Below are 19632 nucleotides of genomic sequence, written 5' to 3' on the forward strand. Positions count from 1 at the left end.
GCTTAGTCTCAAAATCGATCTTTCAATGCGTTCCGAACAAGCCCTGCGGGTATTCCGGCTTCTGCTCGCGCGCCATCAGCGCCTTCATGCCTTCGACCGGCGTCACCTCGCCATGCAGCACGGCGCGCACGCCCTTGCTGATCGGCAGATCCAGGCCGTGCTTGTCGGAGAGGCGCACGACTTCGTTGGCGGTGACCACGCTTTCGACCACCTGGCCGATCTGCGCCACCGCTTCCTGGATGCCGATGCCCTGCCCCAGCGCGAGCCCGAGGCGCCGGTTGCGCGAGAGGTCGCCGGTGCAGGTCAGCACCAGGTCGCCCAGGCCGGACAGGCCCATCAGGGTTTCCGGCTTCGCGCCCAGCGCCACGCCCAGGCGCAGCATCTCGTTCATGCCGCGGGTGATCAGCCCAGCGCGCGCATTCAGGCCGAGCCGCATGCCGTCGGCCACCCCGGTGGCAACCGCCAGCACGTTCTTCATCGCCCCGCCCAGCTCCGCACCCAGCACGTCGTTGCCGGTGTACACGCGGAAGTTGGGCGCATGCAGCAAGTGGGCAAGCTGTTTTGCGAATGCCTCGTTTTCGGAGTGCACCGTCACTGCACTGGGCATGCCGGCGGCCACTTCGCGGGCGAACGACGGCCCGGTGAGCACCGCCGCTGCCCGGCCGGGCAGCCTTTCGGCCACCAGCTCATGCAGGAACCGGCCGGTGCCCGGCTCGAAGCCCTTGGTCGCCCAGGCGATGCTGGAGTGCGGCCCGAGCAGAGGCGCAAGCTCGCCCAGCATTTCCGTAAAGGCATGGCTGGGCACCACGATCAGCACCGTGGTAGCGCCGCGCACGGCTTCGGCCAGGTCGGGCTCGAAAGCGAGCCCGGATGGCAGATCGAGATCCGGCAGATAGCGCTGATTGCGATGGCTGGCGGCCATCTCCGCCAGCGCCGCCGCGTCGCGTCCCCACAAACGGGTGGGGACGCCATTGCGCGCGGCCAGCGTGGCCAATGCAGTGCCCCAGGAGCCAGCCCCGAGGACAGCCAGGATCGGCTGGTCGGTCATGTCATTCAGGCCTGTTCGCCGTTTCAGCTATTGAGCGTCGGCGCCTCGCCGCCCGCGCCGCTACGGCGCTGCTGCTCGGCGTACAGGGCCTCGAAGTTGATCGGCTGCAGCAGGAACGGCGGGAAGCCGCCTTCCTGCACCAGGCTGGAAATGATCTGGCGGGCGTATGGGAACAGCAGGTTCGGGCAGTAGCTGCCGATGATGCCGGCCTGGTCCGCTTCGGTGAAGCCGGCGATGCCGAACAGCCCCGCCTGGTGCACTTCCGCCAGGTAGGCGGTGCGCTCGTTGATGGTGCAGGTAAGGGTCAGGGTGAGCACGACTTCGTACATGTCGTTGCCCAGGCCGGTGGCGCGCTGGGACAGGTTGAGCTGTACCTGCGGGGCCTCGGTGATCTCACCGATTTCCTGGAAAATTTGCGGCGCATTGGGCGCCTCGAAGGACACGTCCTTGACGTAGATCTTCTGCAGCACGAGCTGCGGTTGGTTGGCCGAGCCAGTGGCCAGGCCGTTGGCGGTGATGTCTGCCATGGGTATCCCTCGGGTTCGATAAGCTTAGGCGCACGGGCGCAAAGGAGGGGAATTGTTCCATACATCCCCGTCTGCCGCCATGTGGGTAAAAGCCGAAAAAAACCGAGTGGATTGCATTTCGGACGGTTTTTACCGGATAATGCACGGCTCGCCATACGTCGACCCGGCTCACCGGGCATTCCGCAACGCGATACGGAACTCACGACACAACGGCGTCAGCAATACCCTCCAGCATCGCGTGGCGCACAGCGCCGCTGGGCCGATGTCGCCCTGGCCAACGGGCGGTTTACAGAATCTACGGAGGTCATCATGGCCCGTGTATGCCAAGTCACCGGAAAAGGTGTGCAGACCGGCAATAACGTCTCGCACGCCAACAACAAGACCCGCCGCCGCTGGTTGCCCAACCTGCATGAGCGCCGGTTCTGGGTTCCCAGCGAAAACCGCTGGGTGAAACTGCGCGTCTCCAACCAGGCGCTGCGCACCATCGACAAGAAGGGCATCGAGGCCGTGATCGCCGACCTGCGTGCCCGCGGCGAAAAGATCTGAGGAGCGTTGAGCCATGTCCAAGAGCAAAAGCGACAAGATCCGCCTGATCTCGTCGGCCGGCACCGGCCACTTCTACACCACGCAGAAGAACAAGAAGAACACCCCGGAAAAGTTCGAGTTCAAGAAATACGATCCGGTCGTGCGCAAGCACGTGATCTACAAGGAAGGCAAGATCAAGTGATCCGCCGTTAGGCGGGTCATCCCGGCGCAAGCCGGGATCCAGGAAAGCCCGCCGCCAGGCGGGCTTTTTTGTTTCAAGCCTTGCTGGCCTGGCAACCGCAGAGCCTGTAGGCTGGGATGACAATCCCAGCTTGTTGCCGGCTTCCGGATGCTGGGATTGCCATCCCAGCCTACGCATCGGACACGATCGCTCCATGGAAATGGCCCAGGCACTCTTTCCCAACCTGCTTGGCGAAATGGCCTGGCATCGCTTGCCCGCTTCGGTGCGTCGCATGCATGGCTCTGACGCGCGCGTGCTGGCGCGTGGTGTAGCCGATGTGGAAGGCGACGATAATCCTATCTTGCGGGCTCTGCGGCGCATGCTGGGCCTACCGCCTCCCTCAGCGGGGCAGGCGCTAGAGGTATGCATCGATCGCAACGGCAGCCATGAAACATGGACACGTCGCTTTGCGCTAGGTTGCATGCAGTCGGTACTGCACCACGATGCAGACGCTACACACCTGCTGGAGCGACTCGGCCCGGTCACGCTGCGTTTCAAACTCAGTCCAGATGCCCACGGTGTGACTTGGCATTTGAACGGCGCATGGCTGCTAGGCCTACGCATACCACGTCCCTGGCTAGGCACGGTGCTTTCGCACAGCGGCGAACGCGAAGGTCGCTACGCGTTTACCATCGATACCCGATTGCCATGGATCGGGCGACTGGTGGCTTACCGAGGCTGGCTGGAGATCGTTGCCGATGATTGAAAGTACGTCAGCCACTGTGATCGTCTACGACGGCGTATGCCTATTGTGCAGCCGCTGGGTGCGTTTCCTGCTTGAGCGCGATCGCGAAGGCCGCTACCGCTACGCTTCGATGCAATCAGAGATCGGCCGACAACTGTTGCAGAGCCATGGCCTCGATCCCGACTCCCCGTTTTCGATGCTGCTGGTGGAAGACGGTCGCGGCTATACCGATACCACCGCCATTGCACGCGTCTTGCGCGGGTTGCCCTCTCGGCGCTGGCGCTGGCTGAGCGCCATGATGTTGTCGGTGCCCCGGTCCGTTCGCGACGCGGCCTACCGTTTCGTTGCGCGCCACCGCTACAAAATGTTCGGCCGCAGTGAGCAATGTTTTGCGCCCACGCCGGAACAGCGCTCGCGTTTCATTTCATAGCGTCTCCAACTTCGAACTGACCTGGTAGTCACCGAGCGCGGCCAGCGCTTCGTCCAGATCGAACAGCCCCATGCAAGGCATGGCTCCGCAAGCCTTGAGCAAACCGTCCGCCTTCTTGCGGGCGAGTATCACCGCCGGCATGGCAGGGATATGCGGCCCATCGCCGGCGGCGGCATGCAATGACCATTTCAGGCTCAGTGGCTTTGCTTGCGCATCGAGACCCTGCAGCAGCACTATCATGCCCCCTTCATCGCTACCCGCATGCAAGAACCACTCGCTGGCGCGACGCAATCGACCTGCATGGCGCGCCAGATGCTTCAAAACACCTAGCCTCACCAGCCAGGCCAGCAGCCAGGTTCCAAAATGGAGCCGGCGCAATTCCAATCCTGCGCGAAACGTCACCCGCCGCACCCCGGCATAGCGCTGAGGGAAAAGCGTGAGGTCGGGCACATCGCACAAACCGACCCAGCGCGGCCCGGAAATGAATCGCACGCGTCGCGTGGAAAGCCAGCCGTATCCGCTTTGCCATCTTCCGCTCCGCCATATCGATAGCCGACGTCCGCAATAGCCAAGTATCGCCGCCACCGTCGCGTCGCCGCGCGGCGTGCGATTACCGGGGCTGATAGCGTGGTCGATGGACGTCAGTTGGGAAAATCTGCCACGCAGGCAATCAACGACGGCGCTGCTTAGCGCTGGCACCGTCGAGGCCCCGCTGACCAGCAGGCGACCCGACTTGCGCGCCTGCTCATCCAAGGTACGAATACCCGCGACGAACTCGCGCGCGTCAGCCAGATCCACATAATCGCAGCCGCCGGCAAGGCAAGCCTTCGCTACACGGTAGTCCTGGGATTGGAAAGGCCCTGCAGCGTGAATGACCAGTTCGGGGGCCAGGCCGCGTAGCGTATTTTCGAAATCAGCAGCCTCTACATCGATGACGGCCACCTGCACGGATGGATTACCCAATTCACTGTGCAATTGCTCAAGCGCGCCTCGTGTCCGGCCAGCGATGGTCAATTGGAACCGCGCATCAAGAGCCAGGCGCGCAGCGATGCGCGCACCGAATACGCCGGTTGCACCAATCAATAGCACTCGCATCGCTGCAACGCATCTCCATAAAAAAACCCGCCTTGATCCAGGCGGGCTTTTTGCTCATCGGGTTTGGCCGTCCAAATCAGCCAGCCGCCACCGAGTATCCCTTCAAGCGCTGCGCGAACTCCTGCAGCGCGCGGATGCCACTCTGCTCGGCCTCGACGATCCACTGCTGCAAGCCCTTCAGCGCCTGGTCGGCGCCGCGCTGCTCCATCAGTTCCGCGAGGCGGTTGCGGAATTCGCACACCGTCTTGAGCATGGGACGCTTGGCCAGCACGGCCTGCATGCGCTCGCGGTTTTCACCGTCAAGCCAGCGGCCGCCGTCAGCCAGGGCGCGACGCAGGCGGCGCGGCATGGACTTGATGCCCTCGCCGGCGTGTTGCGCTTCGTCGCGCAGGGTCGGGACGATCACGTTGCGGTAGAAATCGGTCATCGCCTGGAAGCGATGGGTAAGCACGGCCTTCAGGGTTTCCGCATCAGGCAGGTGCACATTCGGGCGCATGTCCAGCGAGGGCGCCACGCGCAACACCTTGGCCAGACCCAGCTTGCGCAGCACGCAGATGGCCGCCCAGCCGATGTCGAATTCCCACTTGCGCAGCGCGAACTTGGCCGAGCTCGGGAACGCGTGGTGGTTGTTGTGCAGCTCTTCGCCGCCGATCCAGAAGCCCCACGGCGACAGGTTGGTGGCCGTATCGGAGCTTTCAAAGTTGCGATAGCCCCACCAGTGGCCGATGCCGTTGACGAAGCCGGCCGCCCAGAACGGGATCCAGGCCATCTGCGCCGCCCAGATGGCGGCACCGATTACGCCGAACAGCGTGAAATCGATGATCAGCATCAGGGCCGGGCCCCAGTACGGGTGCGCGGTGTAGAGCTTGCGTTCGATCCAGTCGTCGGGCGTGCCGCGACCGTACTTTTCCAGGTCTTCCTTCACATAGCTGGCGTCGCGGTACAGCGACACGCCATCCCAGAACACCTTCTTGATGCCGTAGATCTGCGGGCTATGCGGATCTTCCTCGGTTTCCACCTTGGCGTGGTGCTTGCGGTGCACAGCCACCCACTCCTTGGTCACCATGCCGGTGGTGAGCCAACCCCAAAAGCGGAAGAAATTCGCAATCGCCGGATGCAGGTCGATGCCGCGATGCGTCTGGCAGCGGTGCAGGTAGAGGGTGACGGTGAAAATGGTGATCTGCGTGACTACCAGCAGGTAGACAAGCGTCGCCACCCATCCGGCGTGGGCCACACCACCGGAAAGGAATTGCAATACAGCGTCGAGCATTGTGGGAGGGTCCTGGAGGGGAAAAAGCAGTCTAGTCGAGGGCGTCCGTACCTACCAGCATGGTACAACCCTATCACTTGGACTCCCGTTAAACCGTGACGGTGACGGTTGTGTGGGGGATGGGGTCACCCTGACAATCATGCAATGAACGCGCCTAACCCCGCTTTACCTCCCGTACTGCAACTCGAACAGGTCACCCGCAACCGGGCCGGCCGACCGGCCGTGCGCGATCTCTCGCTGCGCCTCCATGCCGGGCAAATCCTTGGCCTGCTTGGGGTAAACGGGGCTGGCAAGTCCACCACCCTGAGCCTGATCGCCGGGGCGCTTGTGCCCGATAGGGGGGCCATCCGCCTGCTGGGCAAGGACTTCCTGGAGCAGCCCGAACTGGCGCGGCAGGCCCTCGGCTGGCTGCCGGAAGCTGCCCCGCTGTGGCCGGAACTGACCCTGCGCGAACATCTGAACGCCCATGGCCGCCTGCGTGGCCTGACCGGCATCCGGCTGAAGGAGGCCGGCGATGCGGTGCTTGAGCGACTGGAACTCAAGGACCTGGCGCAACGCCTGGCCGGCGTTTTGTCGCAGGGCCAGCGCCAGCGCCTGGGACTGGCCTGCGCACTGCTGCACCGCCCCGCCCTGCTGGTGCTGGACGAACCGGCCAACGCGCTCGATCCCGTGCAAGTGGTGGCGCTGCGCAACCTGCTGCGCGAACTGGCCGCTGCGGGCACCGCTGTGATCCTTTCGACTCACCAGCTGAGCGAAGTTACCGCCGTGTGCGATCGCGTGGCGATCCTGCATGAAGGCGTGCTGCGCTACGACGAGCCTCTACCGGCCGACCAGCACGCCGCCCTGGAAAAGAAATTCTTCGACATCGCCCTGCACGGCAAGGCCCAAGCCACATGACCTTATTCGCTGTGACGCGGCTCGAATTGCGCCGCCTATTTGTGCGCCCGCTTGGCTGGACTATCGCCGCCCTCGCCCTGGCGGAGCTTGGCTGGCGTTTTGCGTTGCTGCTGCAAATATTCCTACTCAACCAAGTGAGGCTCGCTGCGCTGCCGGACGGTCCTGGCTATACCGATCTGGTCGCGGTTCGCCTGTACAGCAGTTTGATAACTGGCAGTACCCTGCCGTTTGGCGTAACCGAACTCGCACTGTTGCTAGTGCCGCTGTTAACCATGTCCACGTTAGCTAGCGAGCGCAACTCGGGCACTTTGCCGCTGCTGTTTTCGACCGGGCTTTCGCCTTCAAGCATTCTGTTGGGCAAATACCTGGCGGTGCTGATCTGGTTGACGCTCTGGCTGTTGTCCGTGATCGTCTTACCCGCGAGTGTTGCGCATGGCGTGAAACTGGATTGGGGCATGCTGGGTGCGGCCACGCTGGGAACCTTTCTTGCGCTAGCTGTGCTCGCTGCAATAGGCGTGGCGTGTTCAGCATTTGCATCACATCCCGCAGTCGCGGCCGTGGCTGCCTTTATGATTGGTGTGGCACTCAATTGCGTGAATCTCGGCGCCCAGCTCGCGGGGGTCAACATCGGCTTCATCAACTGGCTGGCGATGAGCACGCATCAGGAAAACCTGCTGCGTGGACTGGTGTCTAGCGCGGATGTGATTTGGTTTCTGCTTGCGATCATCGTGGCGCTCGCGCTCGGTATCCGGCGCCTAGCGGCCGACGGGGAGCGCGGCTGATGAGCATTTCCCTTATGCGCCGCATCAATGGCTGGCTGTTTGCGTTGCTTGTGCTGCTCGGTGCCGGCGCAATTGGCTTCCTCACCGCGCGCCACGACCGCATCGTCGACTGGACTTACAACAGCCGCAGGAGCATGTCGCCGGAAACGCGCGCCGTGCTGGCGAAATTCAACGGTCCAGTGGATGTCGTCAGTTATGCAAGCCCGCAGGGTGACCTGCGCCAGACCGTCGCCGCCGCCCTGCAGCGCTACCAGAAGGCCAAGCCGGACCTGCATCTGAGCTTCGTCGATCCGCAGCAGGATCCGGCGGCCATGCGCAACCTCGGCATCACGGTAGACGGCGAACTGATCCTGCACTACCACGATCGCCAGCAGCGGCTGGACACCTTGACCGAGCGCAGCCTTACGGATGCGCTGGAACGCCTGGTACGCGGCAACGATCGCATCGTCGCCTTCGTGACCGGGCACGGCGAGCGTCGTGCGGACGGCGTCGCCAACTCGGATCTGGGCACCTTCGTTTCGCAGCTCGAACAAAGCGGCATGCGTGCGGTGCCGCTGAACTTCTCGCAAGTGACCAGCGTACCCGCGCAAACCGACCTGGTGGTCTTGGCTGGTCCGCAAGCGTCGCTGGCGCCCGGCGCCACCAAGGCACTGAGCGATTACCTTGCCAGCGGCGGAAACCTGCTGTGGCTGGTCGATCCGGGCAACCTGGATGCAAGCCTGCAACCGATCGCCGATGCACTCGGCATCCGCGTGCTGCCGGGCGAGCTGGTCGATGCATCGTCCTCGGCGCTGGGGTTGAAGGACCCACGCATGATCGCGCTGGGCGACTACCCGCCCAACATGATCACGCGCGGCTTCACGCTTACCACGCTGTTTCCGGAAGTGGCGCCGCTGGCGGAGGTGCACAAGAGCGACTGGCAGATCGAGCCGTTCCTGCGCTCCAGCCCCCAGGCCACCACGCAACCGTTGGATGGCAACACCGCCGCACAGTTGAAGGGGCCGCTCGATTTCGGCTTCGCCTTCAGCCGCCTGTCGCCCAGTCCGGCCAAGAGCGAGCAACGTGTAGTGGTGATCGGCAACGGCGATTTCCTTTCCAACAGCTATCTGGGCAATGGCGGCAACCGTGCGTTGGGCGAGCGCATCTTCAACTGGCTACTCGGCGATGACCAGCTCATCAGCATGCCATCACGCGGTGCGCCTGACCGGGTCCTTAGAGTGTCGCAAGGCGAGTTGAGCGCGCTGACCATCGGCTACTTGGTGGTCTTGCCGCTGGTCCTGCTGGCGATAGGCGGTTTAGTTGCGTGGCGCAGGCGGCGTGCATGAAGCGTGCGTTGCGACGCCAGTTAGGGTTGTTGGCCGTAGTGATCGCACTGCTTGCCATCGTGTGGTGGCAGGTACACAGTGATTTGGCTTCCGCTCCTGGAACGCTGCTGCCACTGTCCCCCGACAAGATCACGCGCGTGACCCTGCAAGCAGGCCAAATGCCACCCGAGCACTACGTGAAGCGGGGCGAATCTTGGTGGCATGTCGATCAGGCGACTCCGACACGCGCCGATGACAAGCGCCTGACCGAGTTGCTGAGTATCGCCGCGGCTCCGGTGCAGAGCTGGCAACCCGCAAGCAGCTACTCGCTGGCGAAGATCGGCCTGGCACCGCCGCAAGCCAAGCTTGAACTCGACGACAAAACCTTGCGCTTCGGCGCCATGACGGCCATCGGCCAGAATGTCTACGTGCAGGCGGGCGAGCGCGTAGGTATCGTGTCGTTGCGGTACATGCCGCGATCCGCGCAAAGCGCGTCCATCCAGCCGCAATGACAGCCTGGGTTTGACATGCCTGAACTGCCCGAAGTCGAAACCACCCGGCGAGGCATCGCCCCGCATCTGATCGGCCGGCGCATCGTAAGCGTCACACTGCGGCGTGCGGACTTGCGCTGGCCGATTCCACGCGAAATCACCGAGTTGCTGCCTGGTCAGCGCATCGATGAAGTGGAACGCAGAGCCAAGTACCTGCTACTGCACACGCATGCCGGCAGCGCGCTGATGCATTTGGGCATGACAGGCGTGCTGCGCGTGCTGCCACCGGACGTAGCGCCCGGCATCCACGATCATTTCGATATGCTGCTGGAGCCTTTGCAAGGCGATCGTCCGCGCCTGCTTCGCTTCACCGACCCACGCCGCTTCGGCTGTCTGCTATGGCAAGCACCTGGCACCACGCACGAATTGCTGGCCGATCTCGGCCCCGAGCCGCTTACCGATGCTTTCGACGGCGATTTGCTGTGGCATCGCTCACGCGGCCGCAAAGCAGCAGTGAAGCTGTTCCTGATGGATAACGCGATCGTCGTGGGCGTGGGCAATATCTACGCCAGCGAAGCCTTGTTCGCCGCCGGCATCGATCCGCGCCGGCCGGCCGGCAGCGTGTCGCGCGCACGCTATCAGCGCCTGGCCGGAGAAGTGAAACGCATCCTCGCATGGGCGATCGAACGCGGCGGCACCACGCTGCGCGATTTTCTCAACCCGGATGGCGCGCCGGGTTATTTCTTTCGCGAACTGTTCGTCTACGGACGCGAAGGCGAGCCGTGCAAAGTTTGCGGCAGCGCCATCCGCCAACAGGTGATCGGGCAACGCTCGACCTTCTGGTGTCCGAAGTGCCAAAAGTGAGCAAAAGCCCGTAGACTGGGATGAAATCCCAGCATTGCCATCCACACGGCAGCTGGGATTTCATCCCAGCCTACAGGCTCATTCCACGCTTTGTGGCCAATGGAAGGCCACATAGGTGTTATTGAACTGCGGATCGTCGTAACCACCGCCCAGTTCGGCCACCAATCCGCCGAACATGCCGTCCAGCTCCAGCGCCTTGCCTTGTTCGAAATGCGCCCCCAGCGCCTCCAGCTCAACCAGCCGCTGGCACAACGCGCCGGCGTGATCGACCTCGGCTTCCGGCACATTATGCAGGCTGATGTCGGCACGGCCGAACTTGCGCATGCCGCGGGTGTGGATCCAATAACGACCGGTTTCGTCCTCGTCGCGCAGAATCAGCACGTGGCTGCGCAAAGGCGCGCCATCCTTGACCAGATAGCGCCGACGCCATTCGTCGGCATCGAACAGGGTCAGCATCTGCGGGTCGAGAATCGCCACGCCGCCGATGTCCAGCAGCCCCGCCAACACACCAAAGGTATCGCGCAAATAGCCGGTATCGGGCTGGTCCTTGAACCGGCCGTGCAACACGAGCACTTGGGGCGTGGCCAGCGCTTTCTCGTAAGTCTCCGGCGAATCGTGCTTGAACAGGTCGCCCAGCGGCTCTTTCAGCGGATAACCCTCCCACTCGCGCAAGACGTGGTGGTGGTGGCTGGAAAGTTGCACTTCTTCCGGCAAGCCGTCGCTGCCGTACTGGATGGACGGTACGCGAGTCGGCTCGAACTTGCCGAACACGTAGAACTGCAAGATGACTTCTTCGTCACTGGGCTGCCAGTGTGGACGCTGCCAGGCCGGAAAATACGTGACCGGATTGCTCATGCTTGTTCCTTGAGGTGGATCAGTGCTTCTGTTCCAGCGGCAGGCTGGGCTGCTTCAGCTCGATGCGGCCGTTTCCCTGGGTGATCTTCTTGAATTCCGCCCGGCTCACCGAGACATAGCGTTCGTTGCCGCCAATCTCAACCTGCGGCCCTTCGGTAATCGCCCGCCCCTGCTCGTCAACGCGTACCACCATGGTGGCCTTGCGGCCGGTGTGGCAGATGGTCTTGATCTCTTCCAGGCTGTCGGCCCAGGCAAGCAGATAGCGGCTGCCCTCGAACAGTTCGCCACGGAAATCCGTACGCAGCCCATACGCCAGCACGGGGATGTTGAGCTGATCGACCACGTCGGTCAGCTGCCAGACCTGCGCCTTGTTCAGGAATTGCGCCTCGTCCACGAAGACGCAGTGCAGATCCCCATGCGCAGCGATATCCCCTTGTGTCACGGCGAGCAAATCCGTCTCCGCCGTGAACCGCTCCGCCTGCGAGCGCAAGCCGATCCGCGAAGCCACCACGCCCTCACCGTAGCGATTGTCCAGCGCAGGCGTGAGAATCAGGGTACGCATGCCACGCTCGTAGTAGTTGTAGGCGCTTTGCAGCAAGTTGGTGGTCTTGCCGGCATTCATCGACGAATAATAGAAATAGAGCTTGGCCATGGGCGCGCCGGGTCGAGCGGGTGGGGCATGGTAGCGCGAGAAGCCTAGGAGTGAGTGAATTAGAGTGCGAAGATAGAGAGGGCAGCCCCGTAAGGGGGCCATTCTCGCTTCTTACCTCTAGTCACTCATTCCTAGCATGCTCAACCCCCAACAACTGGCCGCCGTCGAGCACGTCGACAGCCCGCTGCTGGTGCTCGCGGGCGCCGGCTCCGGCAAGACTTCCGTGATCACGCAGAAGATTGCGCACCTGGTGCAGCGCCGCAAGCTGGCCGCGTCCAGGATCGCCGCCATCACCTTCACCAACAAGGCCGCACGCGAGATGCGCGAGCGCGTTGGCAAGCTGGTGAGCGCGGAGGATGCACAAGCACTTACTGTCTGTACGTTCCACGCCCTGGGCCTGAAATTCCTGCAGATGGAGCATGCGCGCGCGGGATTGCGGCGTGGATTCTCCGTGCTGGATGCGGACGACAGCGAGGGCATCGTCAAGGAATTGGCGCCCAAGGGAATCAAGCCCGACGTGCTGTTCGGCCTGCGCAACCTGCTCAGCCGCGCCAAGAACAGCGGCTTGTCGCCGGAGGAAGCGCTGGCCGCCGCGCGTAGTCCGCGCGAACTGGAAGCCGCGACGATTTACCAGCTCTACCAGCAACGCCTCGCCATCTTCAATGCCGTCGATTTCGATGACCTGATCCGGCTGCCCCTGCGCATCCTGGAAAGTGACGAAGAATGCCGCGACACCTGGCGCGAACGCCTGCGCTATCTGCTGGTGGACGAATACCAGGACACCAACGATGCGCAATACCGACTGTTGAAAGTGCTGACGGGCGAGCGTGGCAGCTTCACCTGCGTGGGGGATGATGACCAGTCCATCTACGCCTGGCGTGGCGCCAATCCCGAGAATATCGAACAGCTGGGCAAGGATTGGCCGTCCTTGCGCGTGATCAAGCTGGAGCAGAACTATCGCTGCGGCCGACGCATCCTGCGCGCCGCCAATACGCTGATCGCCAATAATCCGCACCTGCATACCAAGAAGCTGTGGAGCGAGCATCCGGAAGGCGCGCCGATCCGCGTGATCGAATGCAAGGAGGCCGAGCACGAGGCCGAACGCATCGCCGGCATGGCTGCGACGCTGGCGGAAAAGCACAAGGTGCGCTGGCACGACATGGCGATCCTGTATCGCGGCAATTTTCAGGCGCGCCCGGTGGAAAAAGCGCTGCGCCTGGCACGCGTGCCCTATCACCTCACCGGCGCGCTATCCTTCCTGGATCGCGCGGAAGTGAAGGATCTGCTTTGCTACCTGCGCCTGCTTACCAATCCCAGCGACGATGCCGCCTTCCTGCGTGTGGTGAATGTACCCAAGCGCGAGATCGGTGCGACCACCTTGGAGAAGCTGGGTCAGATCGCGCAAACCAAGCATTGCTCCCTGCTCGAAGCCACACGCAGCGACAGCGTGCTGCGTCAGCTAAGCCCACGCCCCGCCGCCGCACTCGCCTCGTTTTCGGACTTGCTGGACGAGTTCCGCAGCGCTTCGCTGCATGAAAGCGCGGCGGACCTGGTCGATCGCGTGCTGACCCGCACCCAGTACGCGGCGCATATTGCAGCGAGCACGCAGGATGTCGCCTTGCGCGATCGCCGCCTGGGCAACTTGCGGGAGCTGGCCGACTGGTTCCGCGCCATGCAAAAAGGCAACAGTGCAGGCGATCTTGCCGCGCAGCTTGCCCTGCTTTCGCACGCCGACCGCGACGAGCCCGGCAATGCCTTGCGCATGATGACCTTGCATGCGGCCAAAGGCCTGGAATTTCGCTTCGTCTTCATCGTCGGCTGCGAAGACGGCACCTTGCCGAACGACGCCGCCATCGACGAAGGCCGGGTCGAAGAGGAGCGCCGTCTGATGTACGTGGGCATCACCCGCGCCAAGGATTTGCTCACCTTGTCCTGGTCGTCCAAGACCAAGCGCTACGGCGAAATCCACAGCAACCAGCCCAGCCGTTTCCTGCAGGAATTGCCGCAGGACGACCTGCATTGGGAAGGCAAGGATCCGGAAGCCGACAAGGAAGCGGTGCGCGAAACGGCCGAATCGCACATGGCGAAGATCGCCGCGATGCTCGCCGGCCCTTGAGGTATCTGTATGAGCGATCATGGTTTTACCGAAGAGCAGCGCGCGGGCCTGTATCGCGCCATCCACGAACGCCGCGACGTACGTTCGCAATTTTTGTCCGACCCCATAGCCCCCGAGGTGCTTGCGCGCCTGCTGCAGGCCGCGCATCACGCGCCGTCGGTGGGCTTCATGCAACCGTGGGATTTCATCGTCATCGACCGCCTCGATGTGAAGCGAGCGGTGAAGGCACTGTACGACGAAGCGAATGCGCAAGCGGCCGACAATTACTCCGGTGAACGCGCAGAGCAGTATCGGCGCCTGAAACTGGAAGGCATCGTCGAAAGCCCGATCAATCTGTGCATCACCTGTGATCGCCAGCGCGGCGGACCTCACGTGCTCGGCCGCAATACCATGCTGGATACCGACTTGTTCAGCACCTGCCTGGCCGTGCAAAACCTATGGCTGGCGGCGCGCGCCGAAGGCATTGGCGTGGGCTGGGTGAGCATCGTCGATCCGGCGCGTCTGTCGGAAACCTTGCGATTGCCTGCGCAGGTCTATCCATTGGCTTATCTGTGCCTGGGCTACGTAAGCGAATTCCTGCCCAAGCCCGAACTGGAACTCGCCGGCTGGCGTTCCCGCCTGCCGCTGGAACAACTGCTGCACGCCAATACGTGGGATGGCAGCATCGACAACGATGCATTGAGGAAGGCCATAAGCGAAACGTAGTGCCATAGGGTGGCATGGCATTCCCAGCGTGCTTGGCGATGCTGGGATTGGCATCCCAGCCTACTTGGCTGGGCTGCAAATCACCCCAACGTCGCCTTTGCCGCGGCGTTGGGGTGAACCTGCATTTGACGCTCAAAGCGCTATCCAGCGCCAACCATCACTGCACGATGGGATGTGCGATCTCGCATTGGTTGGTGTCATTGGACCAGGTACTTTGCATCGCAAACGAACCGGTGCCCATGCTCACGTTGGCGGACGCTCCTTGGCCGGAGCTGATCCAGGCGCACTCATCGCCGTCTTCCTGGCCGTTGTAGCTTGAGCCAGTTTGATTGGTCCAGCCACCGGCCGGATTCTGGTCCGTGACCGTCTCGGCGTATTCATGACCCTCCACGATGGAGAAGCCGTCCAGGTTGTTGCCGCCATTGACGAAGCCCGCACCGCAGCCGCTGCCCTGGTCGGACACGTAGGGCATGTTGGTAAAGGCGATGTCGCCATACGGCGATGACACCGGACCACCCGACAACGAGCCGTCACCGTTGTAGTCGTGCCAGGCGCAGAAGCCGCCCGTCTGGTAGTTATCGGGATTGGCGCCGGTGGGCGACAGAATCACGTATTGCACATAGCGATTGGAATCGGACGTGGTATTGCCGAAGTACGCCGCGGCATTGATGGCCTCCTGCGCAAGCTGCGCCCCGCTAGCTGCCGAAGGAGAGGGTTGCGAGTTGTCATACCACACGCCGGCAAGCGCCCCGCCGGTGGGATAACCGATCAACGGCGCGCCCGACGGGCAGGAGGTTGCGCCGCTTGCTACTGAGGGCCCATCGCAATACTGGGTCATCGTGCCCGACCACAATTCCCCACCGGTACCCAGGCCCTTGAAAAGCTCCTGCAGATAGGGCGCGGCACCACTGGGATCATTGTCGAAGTTCAGATCGCCATTGGCGTCGGTGCTTTGGTTACCCCAGTCGCTGCCGAAGAACACCAGGTAGACCTTGGGTGTGCCGCTGGTTACACCAATGCCGTCGATGCCGCCGCCGAAGGACAAGGTTTCCGGACCGGTCGCCGCACCAGCTTCCACTCTGTAAGCCCTATAAGCCTTCATTTTCGCGTGCGCAGCACGCGTCGGCACCGCACCATGCCGATAAGGATGCCCGAAAGCGGGCGAATAGGGATTGCTGATTTGCGGTTCGGTATTTTGAGCCGCAAAAGCACTGCCCGCCATCAGTGCAAGCAAGCCGGAGACGGCTGCCACCTTAAGCAGGCTGTATTTCGTGTGTTCGAACATTTTTGTTTCCTCATTTAGGCAGAGAACAAAAGGACCCGCCCTGCGGCCGCCAAGCCACAGCACTCCGCTTAAGCGGGGCTTACATTTCGCTCCTGATCCATGAAAACGAGGCTTTGTCGTACTCCCGACGTAGCCCGCCCCCTCCCCTCCCTACGGGCATACGTTGGAAACGCATTGCGCATAAGCCGAAGTCTTCGGCCTACATCCCTGACAAAGTCGTTCGCCGCATGACATCCCCAATGGCGAACCGCAAAAACCTATCCCACAGCCATTTCAATTGCAACTACTATGTTGTGAACAAATCGTCTTTGGACGTCTAGACGTCCAGTCGACCAAAGGACGACATGGCGTTTGAGCGTTTGATACAAACACCGAGGCTGAATAAAAACTTGCACAAAATTGACGTCAAGACATCGAGCGTGCCCAGCTTCCCGCATAAGGAATGGCACCTCACCCCAAACGCCAAAATGAAAACGCGTCGGAGTGAGGTGCGTTTGGCGCTTACTGCACCGTCAAGGTGATGTCATCGAGCACAAACGAAGTCTGCAGCGAAGCATCTTCCGAACCGGTGAACTTCAAGGTCACGGTCTGGCCGATGTACGCGCTCAAGTTGTAGCTGTGCACCTGATAGCCGGAGGCCGCATTGAGGTTGGAGAAGTTCGCCACCGTAGCGATCACTGCACCGCTACTGTTGAGCACCTGTACCTTCAACTTGTCGTAGGCCGTCGTGGTGGTGGTTTCGGCCGTGTCGACATGCAGATAGAACTGCAAGGTGGCGCTGGTCTTGCCGGACGGGATGCTCACTTTCTGCGACACCGTGTCGGTATGGGTGGTGCCGTAGCCATCCAGCCAGGCGAACCACTGGCCATTGTGCGCAACTTCGCCCGCGCAGCTGCTATTGCTGCAAAGCACGCCTGCACTCATCGACCACGGCGAGGCAGCGCCGGACTCGAAGCCGGTATTGCCCAGCAACTGCTGCGAGCCGCCACCACTGCTTACGCTCACCGACTTGGTCGCCGAGCTGGTCTTGCCGCTGACGCTGTCCTTCACCGTCTCGGTTACGCTGTACGTGCCACTTGCCGCATAGGTATGCGACGGACTCTGCGACGTGGACGTACCGCCGTCGCCGAAGGTCCACGACCAGGAGTTGATGCTGCCGCCGCTGTCGGTGGAACTATCGGTGAAGTTCGCGGCCAGGCCGTTGGTCACGACACTGAAGCTGGCCGTGGGCGTACCGCCGCCGCTGCCGCCACCACTGACGATGGGATGCGCGATTTCGCACTGGTTGGTGTCATTGGACCAGGTGCTTTGCATCGCAAAGGAACCGGTGCCCATGCTCACGTTGGCCGATGCTCCTTGGCCGGAACTGATCCATGCGCACTCATCGCCGTTTTCCTGGCCGCTATAAGTTCCGCTCTGGTGATTGGTCCAGCCACCCGCCGGGTTCTGGTCGGTCACCGTTTCGGCATATTCGTGACCGTTTACGATGGAGAAACCATCCAGGTTGTTGCCGGCATTGACGAAGCCCGCACCGCAGCTGCTGCCCTGGTCGGACACGTAGGGCATGTTGGTGAAGGCGATATCGCCGTAGGGCGAGCTGACGCCCTGGTCGCCGTTGTAGTCGTGCCAGGCGCAGAAGCCTTGCGTCTTGTAATTATCCGGATCGGCGCCGGTGGGCGACAGGATCACATACTGCACGTAACGGTTCGATGCCGCCGTAGTATTGCCAAAATGCGCTGCGGCGTTGATGGCTTCCTGCGCAAGCTGCGCGCCGGTCGCGGTGGCGGGCGAGGCTTGCGAATTGTCGTACCACACGCCAGCAAGCGCCCCTCCGGTGGGATAACCGATCAACGGCGCGCCTGACGGACAGGAAGTGGCGCCGCTGGCCACCGACGGCCCATCGCAGTATTGGGTCATCGTGCCCGACCACAATTCGCCGCCGGTGCCCAGGCCCTTGAACATCTGTTGCAGGTAAGGGCCAGCGCCGCTGGGGTCGTTGGAAAAATTCAGATTGCCATTGCTGTCGGTGCTCGAACTGCCCCACTGATTGCCGTAGAACACCAGATAGACCTTCGGCGTGCCGCTGGTGACACCGATACCATCGATGCCGCCTCCGAACGACAAGGTCTCAGGACCGGTCGCCGCACCGATTTGCGCAGCGTAAGCCTTCATCTTTGCGTGCGCTTCACGCGTCGGCACAACGCCATGCCGGTAGGCATGCCCATAAGCGGGCGAATAAGGATTGCCGACTTGCTGTGCGGCGTTGTTGTCGGCCGCAAAAACGCCAGCGGAAACCAGAGCAAACAAGCTAGAGACGGCCGCTGTCTTGAGCGGGCCGTATTTCCTGTGCTTGAACATTGGGTACCCTCATTTATAGAGAACAAAAGAACCCACCCTGCGGCCTACCGACCACAGCACGCCGCTCGAGCGGGGCTCACATTTCGCTCCACACCTATAAAACGGGGCTTCGTCTATTCCCGGCGCCGTCCGTCCCCTCCCGCTCCCTACGGGCATGCGCTAGGAATGCTTAGTAGGACCGAAGTCTCGGCCCATCTCCCTGACAAAGTCGTTCGCCACGTACTGCCCCTAAATGACGAACCGCGGCAAGCTAACCCACGGCATTTTTATTTGCAACCAATAAAATCCGACAAATAGATTTTGTAAAAATTAAATCCATTTAAATGCCGTTTGAGGGCATTGTCACCCAGGAAAATGAGATTTTCTTCACAGTCACTTCGTCACGACGTCATCACAAATAGGCGTGATGTTTTGGTCACGACACTGCATACGGTCGCGCATCTTCAAATCAACCGCTGCTGCTCAAGCTCACGCTTCAAGTACGCATAGTAGATCGGCGCGGCGACCAGCCCGGCCAAGCCGAACGCCGCCTCCATCACCAGCATCGCCACCAGCAACTCCCATGCCCTTGCGCGGATCTGCACCCCGATGATGCGTGCATTGAGGAAGTATTCGAGCTTGTGGATCACGATCAAAAATGCCAGCGCCGCCGCGCCCACCCATATCGATACGGACAGGCTGGCAATGGTCACCGCCGTGTTGGAAATGAGATTGCCGATCACCGGCAACAGGCCGGCAAGGAAGGTGACCACCACCAGGGTTTTCGCCAGCGGCACGTGGATGCCCATCAACGGCAGCACGCCGAGCAGGAAGACGGCAGTGGCAATGGTATTGATCAGCGAAATCTTGATCTGCGCGAACACGATGCTGTGGAAAGCTGCGGCCAGATGATGGCAACGCTCGCTCAGCGCAGCCGCCAACTGGCCCACTTGATGCGCTGGGCGTGCGCGGTTGAGCGCCACCAGCGCACCGAGCATCAGGCCGACAATGATGTGCACCAGGACACGCGCGGTTTCCTTGCCGGCGTTCTGTAGACTCATCGCATGTTTGCGGGTGAGGTCCAACGCCATCACGCGCAATTCGTCGACGCTGTCCGGCAGCCAGTTGGTCAAGGATTGCGGCAGCTGCGCGCGCGCTTTCTCTACCAACGGCATCAATTGCTGCTCCCACAACATCGCGGGGTTGTTGATCTCGTTGCGGAAGAAGGCGATCAAGGCAACGATCAGCAAGGTAAGCAAGCCGACCACGACCACACCCAGCACCGTCACCACCACCAGGCGCGCGCGTTCGCCGGAAATCCGCCGGCCCAGCAGCGGCCTCATGGCATGCACCAATTCGTACACCAGCAATCCCGCGAGCAGCGCCGGCAGAAGATGCAGCTTCAACACCAGCACCAGCGCGAGGGCACTCAATACGTAGCTGGCGATGCGAATGCCGCGGATGAAGGAAAAGGCTGCGTGCACGGGGCGGTCCAGGGCGAAAACGAAGCCAGGCAAGTCTGT

The 19632-nt window shown here is 62.1% G+C and carries 20 protein-coding genes; 11 read left to right on the forward strand and 9 right to left on the reverse strand.

All coding sequences use genetic code 11. The features are described from left to right. Nucleotides 1-22: 22 nt before the first annotated feature. Both QQJ96_RS01105 and secB read right to left on the reverse strand, forming a co-directional pair. The gene (locus QQJ96_RS01105; protein WP_284330053.1) at nt 23-1048 is read right to left on the reverse strand and encodes an NAD(P)H-dependent glycerol-3-phosphate dehydrogenase; all 1026 of its coding nucleotides are present in this window, start codon (nt 1046-1048) and stop codon (nt 23-25) included. Nucleotides 1049-1071: 23 nt separating this feature from the next. Further along, a complete protein-coding gene (gene secB, locus QQJ96_RS01110) occupies nt 1072-1575 on the reverse strand; it encodes a protein-export chaperone SecB (RefSeq protein ID WP_284330054.1) in 504 nt (167 codons plus the stop codon). 309 nt (nt 1576-1884) lie between these two features. Between secB and rpmB the strand changes: the two genes are divergently transcribed. The 4 genes from rpmB to QQJ96_RS01130 all read left to right on the forward strand — a co-directional run bounded on the left by rpmB (nt 1885) and on the right by QQJ96_RS01130 (nt 3456). Beyond that, nucleotides 1885-2121, forward strand: a complete 237-nt coding sequence (gene rpmB, locus QQJ96_RS01115) for a 50S ribosomal protein L28 (RefSeq protein ID WP_115477825.1) — start codon at nt 1885-1887, stop codon at nt 2119-2121. Nucleotides 2122-2134: 13 nt separating this feature from the next. Beyond that, nucleotides 2135-2302 (forward strand): 50S ribosomal protein L33, encoded by a 168-nt coding sequence (rpmG, locus tag QQJ96_RS01120; RefSeq protein ID WP_126685625.1) that lies wholly within the window; start codon nt 2135-2137, stop codon nt 2300-2302. A gap of 193 nt (nt 2303-2495) precedes the next feature. Next, nucleotides 2496-3047: a DUF4166 domain-containing protein gene (locus tag QQJ96_RS01125; RefSeq protein WP_284330055.1), complete on the forward strand. Its 552-nt coding sequence runs from the start codon at nt 2496-2498 to the stop codon at nt 3045-3047. Then, entirely contained in the window at nt 3040-3456 is a 417-nt protein-coding gene (locus QQJ96_RS01130) for a thiol-disulfide oxidoreductase DCC family protein (RefSeq protein ID WP_284330056.1), read from the forward strand. Before QQJ96_RS01125 ends, QQJ96_RS01130 begins: the two co-directional genes overlap by 8 nt. On the opposite strand, the gene QQJ96_RS01135 is transcribed toward QQJ96_RS01130, so the two are convergent. Together QQJ96_RS01135 and QQJ96_RS01140 are read right to left on the reverse strand one after the other, a co-directional pair. Further along, entirely contained in the window at nt 3451-4551 is a 1101-nt protein-coding gene (locus QQJ96_RS01135; protein ID WP_284330057.1) for a saccharopine dehydrogenase family protein, read from the reverse strand. The genes QQJ96_RS01130 and QQJ96_RS01135 overlap by 6 nt on opposite strands. A gap of 76 nt (nt 4552-4627) precedes the next feature. After that, a complete protein-coding gene (locus QQJ96_RS01140) occupies nt 4628-5821 on the reverse strand; it encodes a DesA family fatty acid desaturase (protein WP_284330059.1) in 1194 nt (397 codons plus the stop codon). 144 nt (nt 5822-5965) lie between these two features. Between QQJ96_RS01140 and QQJ96_RS01145 the strand changes: the two genes are divergently transcribed. The 5 genes from QQJ96_RS01145 to mutM are packed head-to-tail and all read left to right on the forward strand — an operon-like array spanning nt 5966 to nt 10159. Next, complete coding sequence (locus QQJ96_RS01145) at nt 5966-6718, forward strand: ABC transporter ATP-binding protein (RefSeq protein ID WP_284330060.1); 753 nt, start codon at nt 5966-5968, stop codon at nt 6716-6718. Continuing rightward, nucleotides 6715-7500 carry an ABC transporter permease gene (locus tag QQJ96_RS01150; protein WP_284330062.1) on the forward strand — a complete coding sequence of 262 codons (786 nt, stop codon included), beginning with the start codon at nt 6715-6717 and terminating at the stop codon, nt 7498-7500. Before QQJ96_RS01145 ends, QQJ96_RS01150 begins: the two co-directional genes overlap by 4 nt. Beyond that, entirely contained in the window at nt 7500-8825 is a 1326-nt protein-coding gene (locus QQJ96_RS01155) for a GldG family protein (RefSeq protein ID WP_284330063.1), read from the forward strand. The genes QQJ96_RS01150 and QQJ96_RS01155 overlap by 1 nt, the downstream gene beginning before the upstream one ends. Then, the gene (locus QQJ96_RS01160; protein WP_284330064.1) at nt 8822-9316 is read left to right on the forward strand and encodes a DUF4340 domain-containing protein; all 495 of its coding nucleotides are present in this window, start codon (nt 8822-8824) and stop codon (nt 9314-9316) included. Before QQJ96_RS01155 ends, QQJ96_RS01160 begins: the two co-directional genes overlap by 4 nt. A gap of 15 nt (nt 9317-9331) precedes the next feature. Continuing rightward, nucleotides 9332-10159, forward strand: a complete 828-nt coding sequence (gene mutM / locus QQJ96_RS01165; protein ID WP_284330065.1) for a bifunctional DNA-formamidopyrimidine glycosylase/DNA-(apurinic or apyrimidinic site) lyase — start codon at nt 9332-9334, stop codon at nt 10157-10159. 78 nt (nt 10160-10237) lie between these two features. On the opposite strand, the gene QQJ96_RS01170 is transcribed toward mutM, so the two are convergent. After that, a complete protein-coding gene (locus tag QQJ96_RS01170) occupies nt 10238-11014 on the reverse strand; it encodes a hypothetical protein (RefSeq protein ID WP_284330066.1) in 777 nt (258 codons plus the stop codon). Between the two features lie 19 nt (nt 11015-11033). Then, nucleotides 11034-11666, reverse strand: a complete 633-nt coding sequence (locus QQJ96_RS01175; protein WP_284330067.1) for a thymidine kinase — start codon at nt 11664-11666, stop codon at nt 11034-11036. A gap of 136 nt (nt 11667-11802) precedes the next feature. On the opposite strand from QQJ96_RS01175, the gene QQJ96_RS01180 reads away from it, so the two are divergent. Together QQJ96_RS01180 and bluB are read left to right on the forward strand one after the other, a co-directional pair. Continuing rightward, nucleotides 11803-13782, forward strand: coding sequence for a UvrD-helicase domain-containing protein (locus QQJ96_RS01180; RefSeq protein ID WP_284330068.1), 1980 nt, complete (start codon nt 11803-11805; stop codon nt 13780-13782). 9 nt (nt 13783-13791) lie between these two features. Continuing rightward, complete coding sequence (bluB, locus tag QQJ96_RS01185; protein WP_284330069.1) at nt 13792-14487, forward strand: 5,6-dimethylbenzimidazole synthase; 696 nt, start codon at nt 13792-13794, stop codon at nt 14485-14487. 157 nt (nt 14488-14644) lie between these two features. Here bluB and QQJ96_RS01190 read toward each other — a convergent pair whose 3' ends face one another. From QQJ96_RS01190 to QQJ96_RS01200, 3 genes are all read right to left on the reverse strand, one after another. Next, on the reverse strand, nt 14645-15772 hold the full coding sequence (locus QQJ96_RS01190; protein ID WP_284330070.1) for a hypothetical protein: 1128 nt from the start codon (nt 15770-15772) through the stop codon (nt 14645-14647). Between the two features lie 501 nt (nt 15773-16273). Beyond that, complete coding sequence (locus QQJ96_RS01195) at nt 16274-18130, reverse strand: PKD domain-containing protein (protein WP_284330071.1); 1857 nt, start codon at nt 18128-18130, stop codon at nt 16274-16276. A 443-nt stretch (nt 18131-18573) separates the two neighbouring features. Next, a complete protein-coding gene (locus QQJ96_RS01200; protein WP_404649176.1) occupies nt 18574-19626 on the reverse strand; it encodes an AI-2E family transporter in 1053 nt (350 codons plus the stop codon). Nucleotides 19627-19632: the final 6 nt, after the last annotated feature.

The organism is Dyella flagellata, assembly GCF_030160275.1.
Lineage (GTDB): Bacteria > Pseudomonadota > Gammaproteobacteria > Xanthomonadales > Rhodanobacteraceae > Dyella_B > Dyella_B flagellata.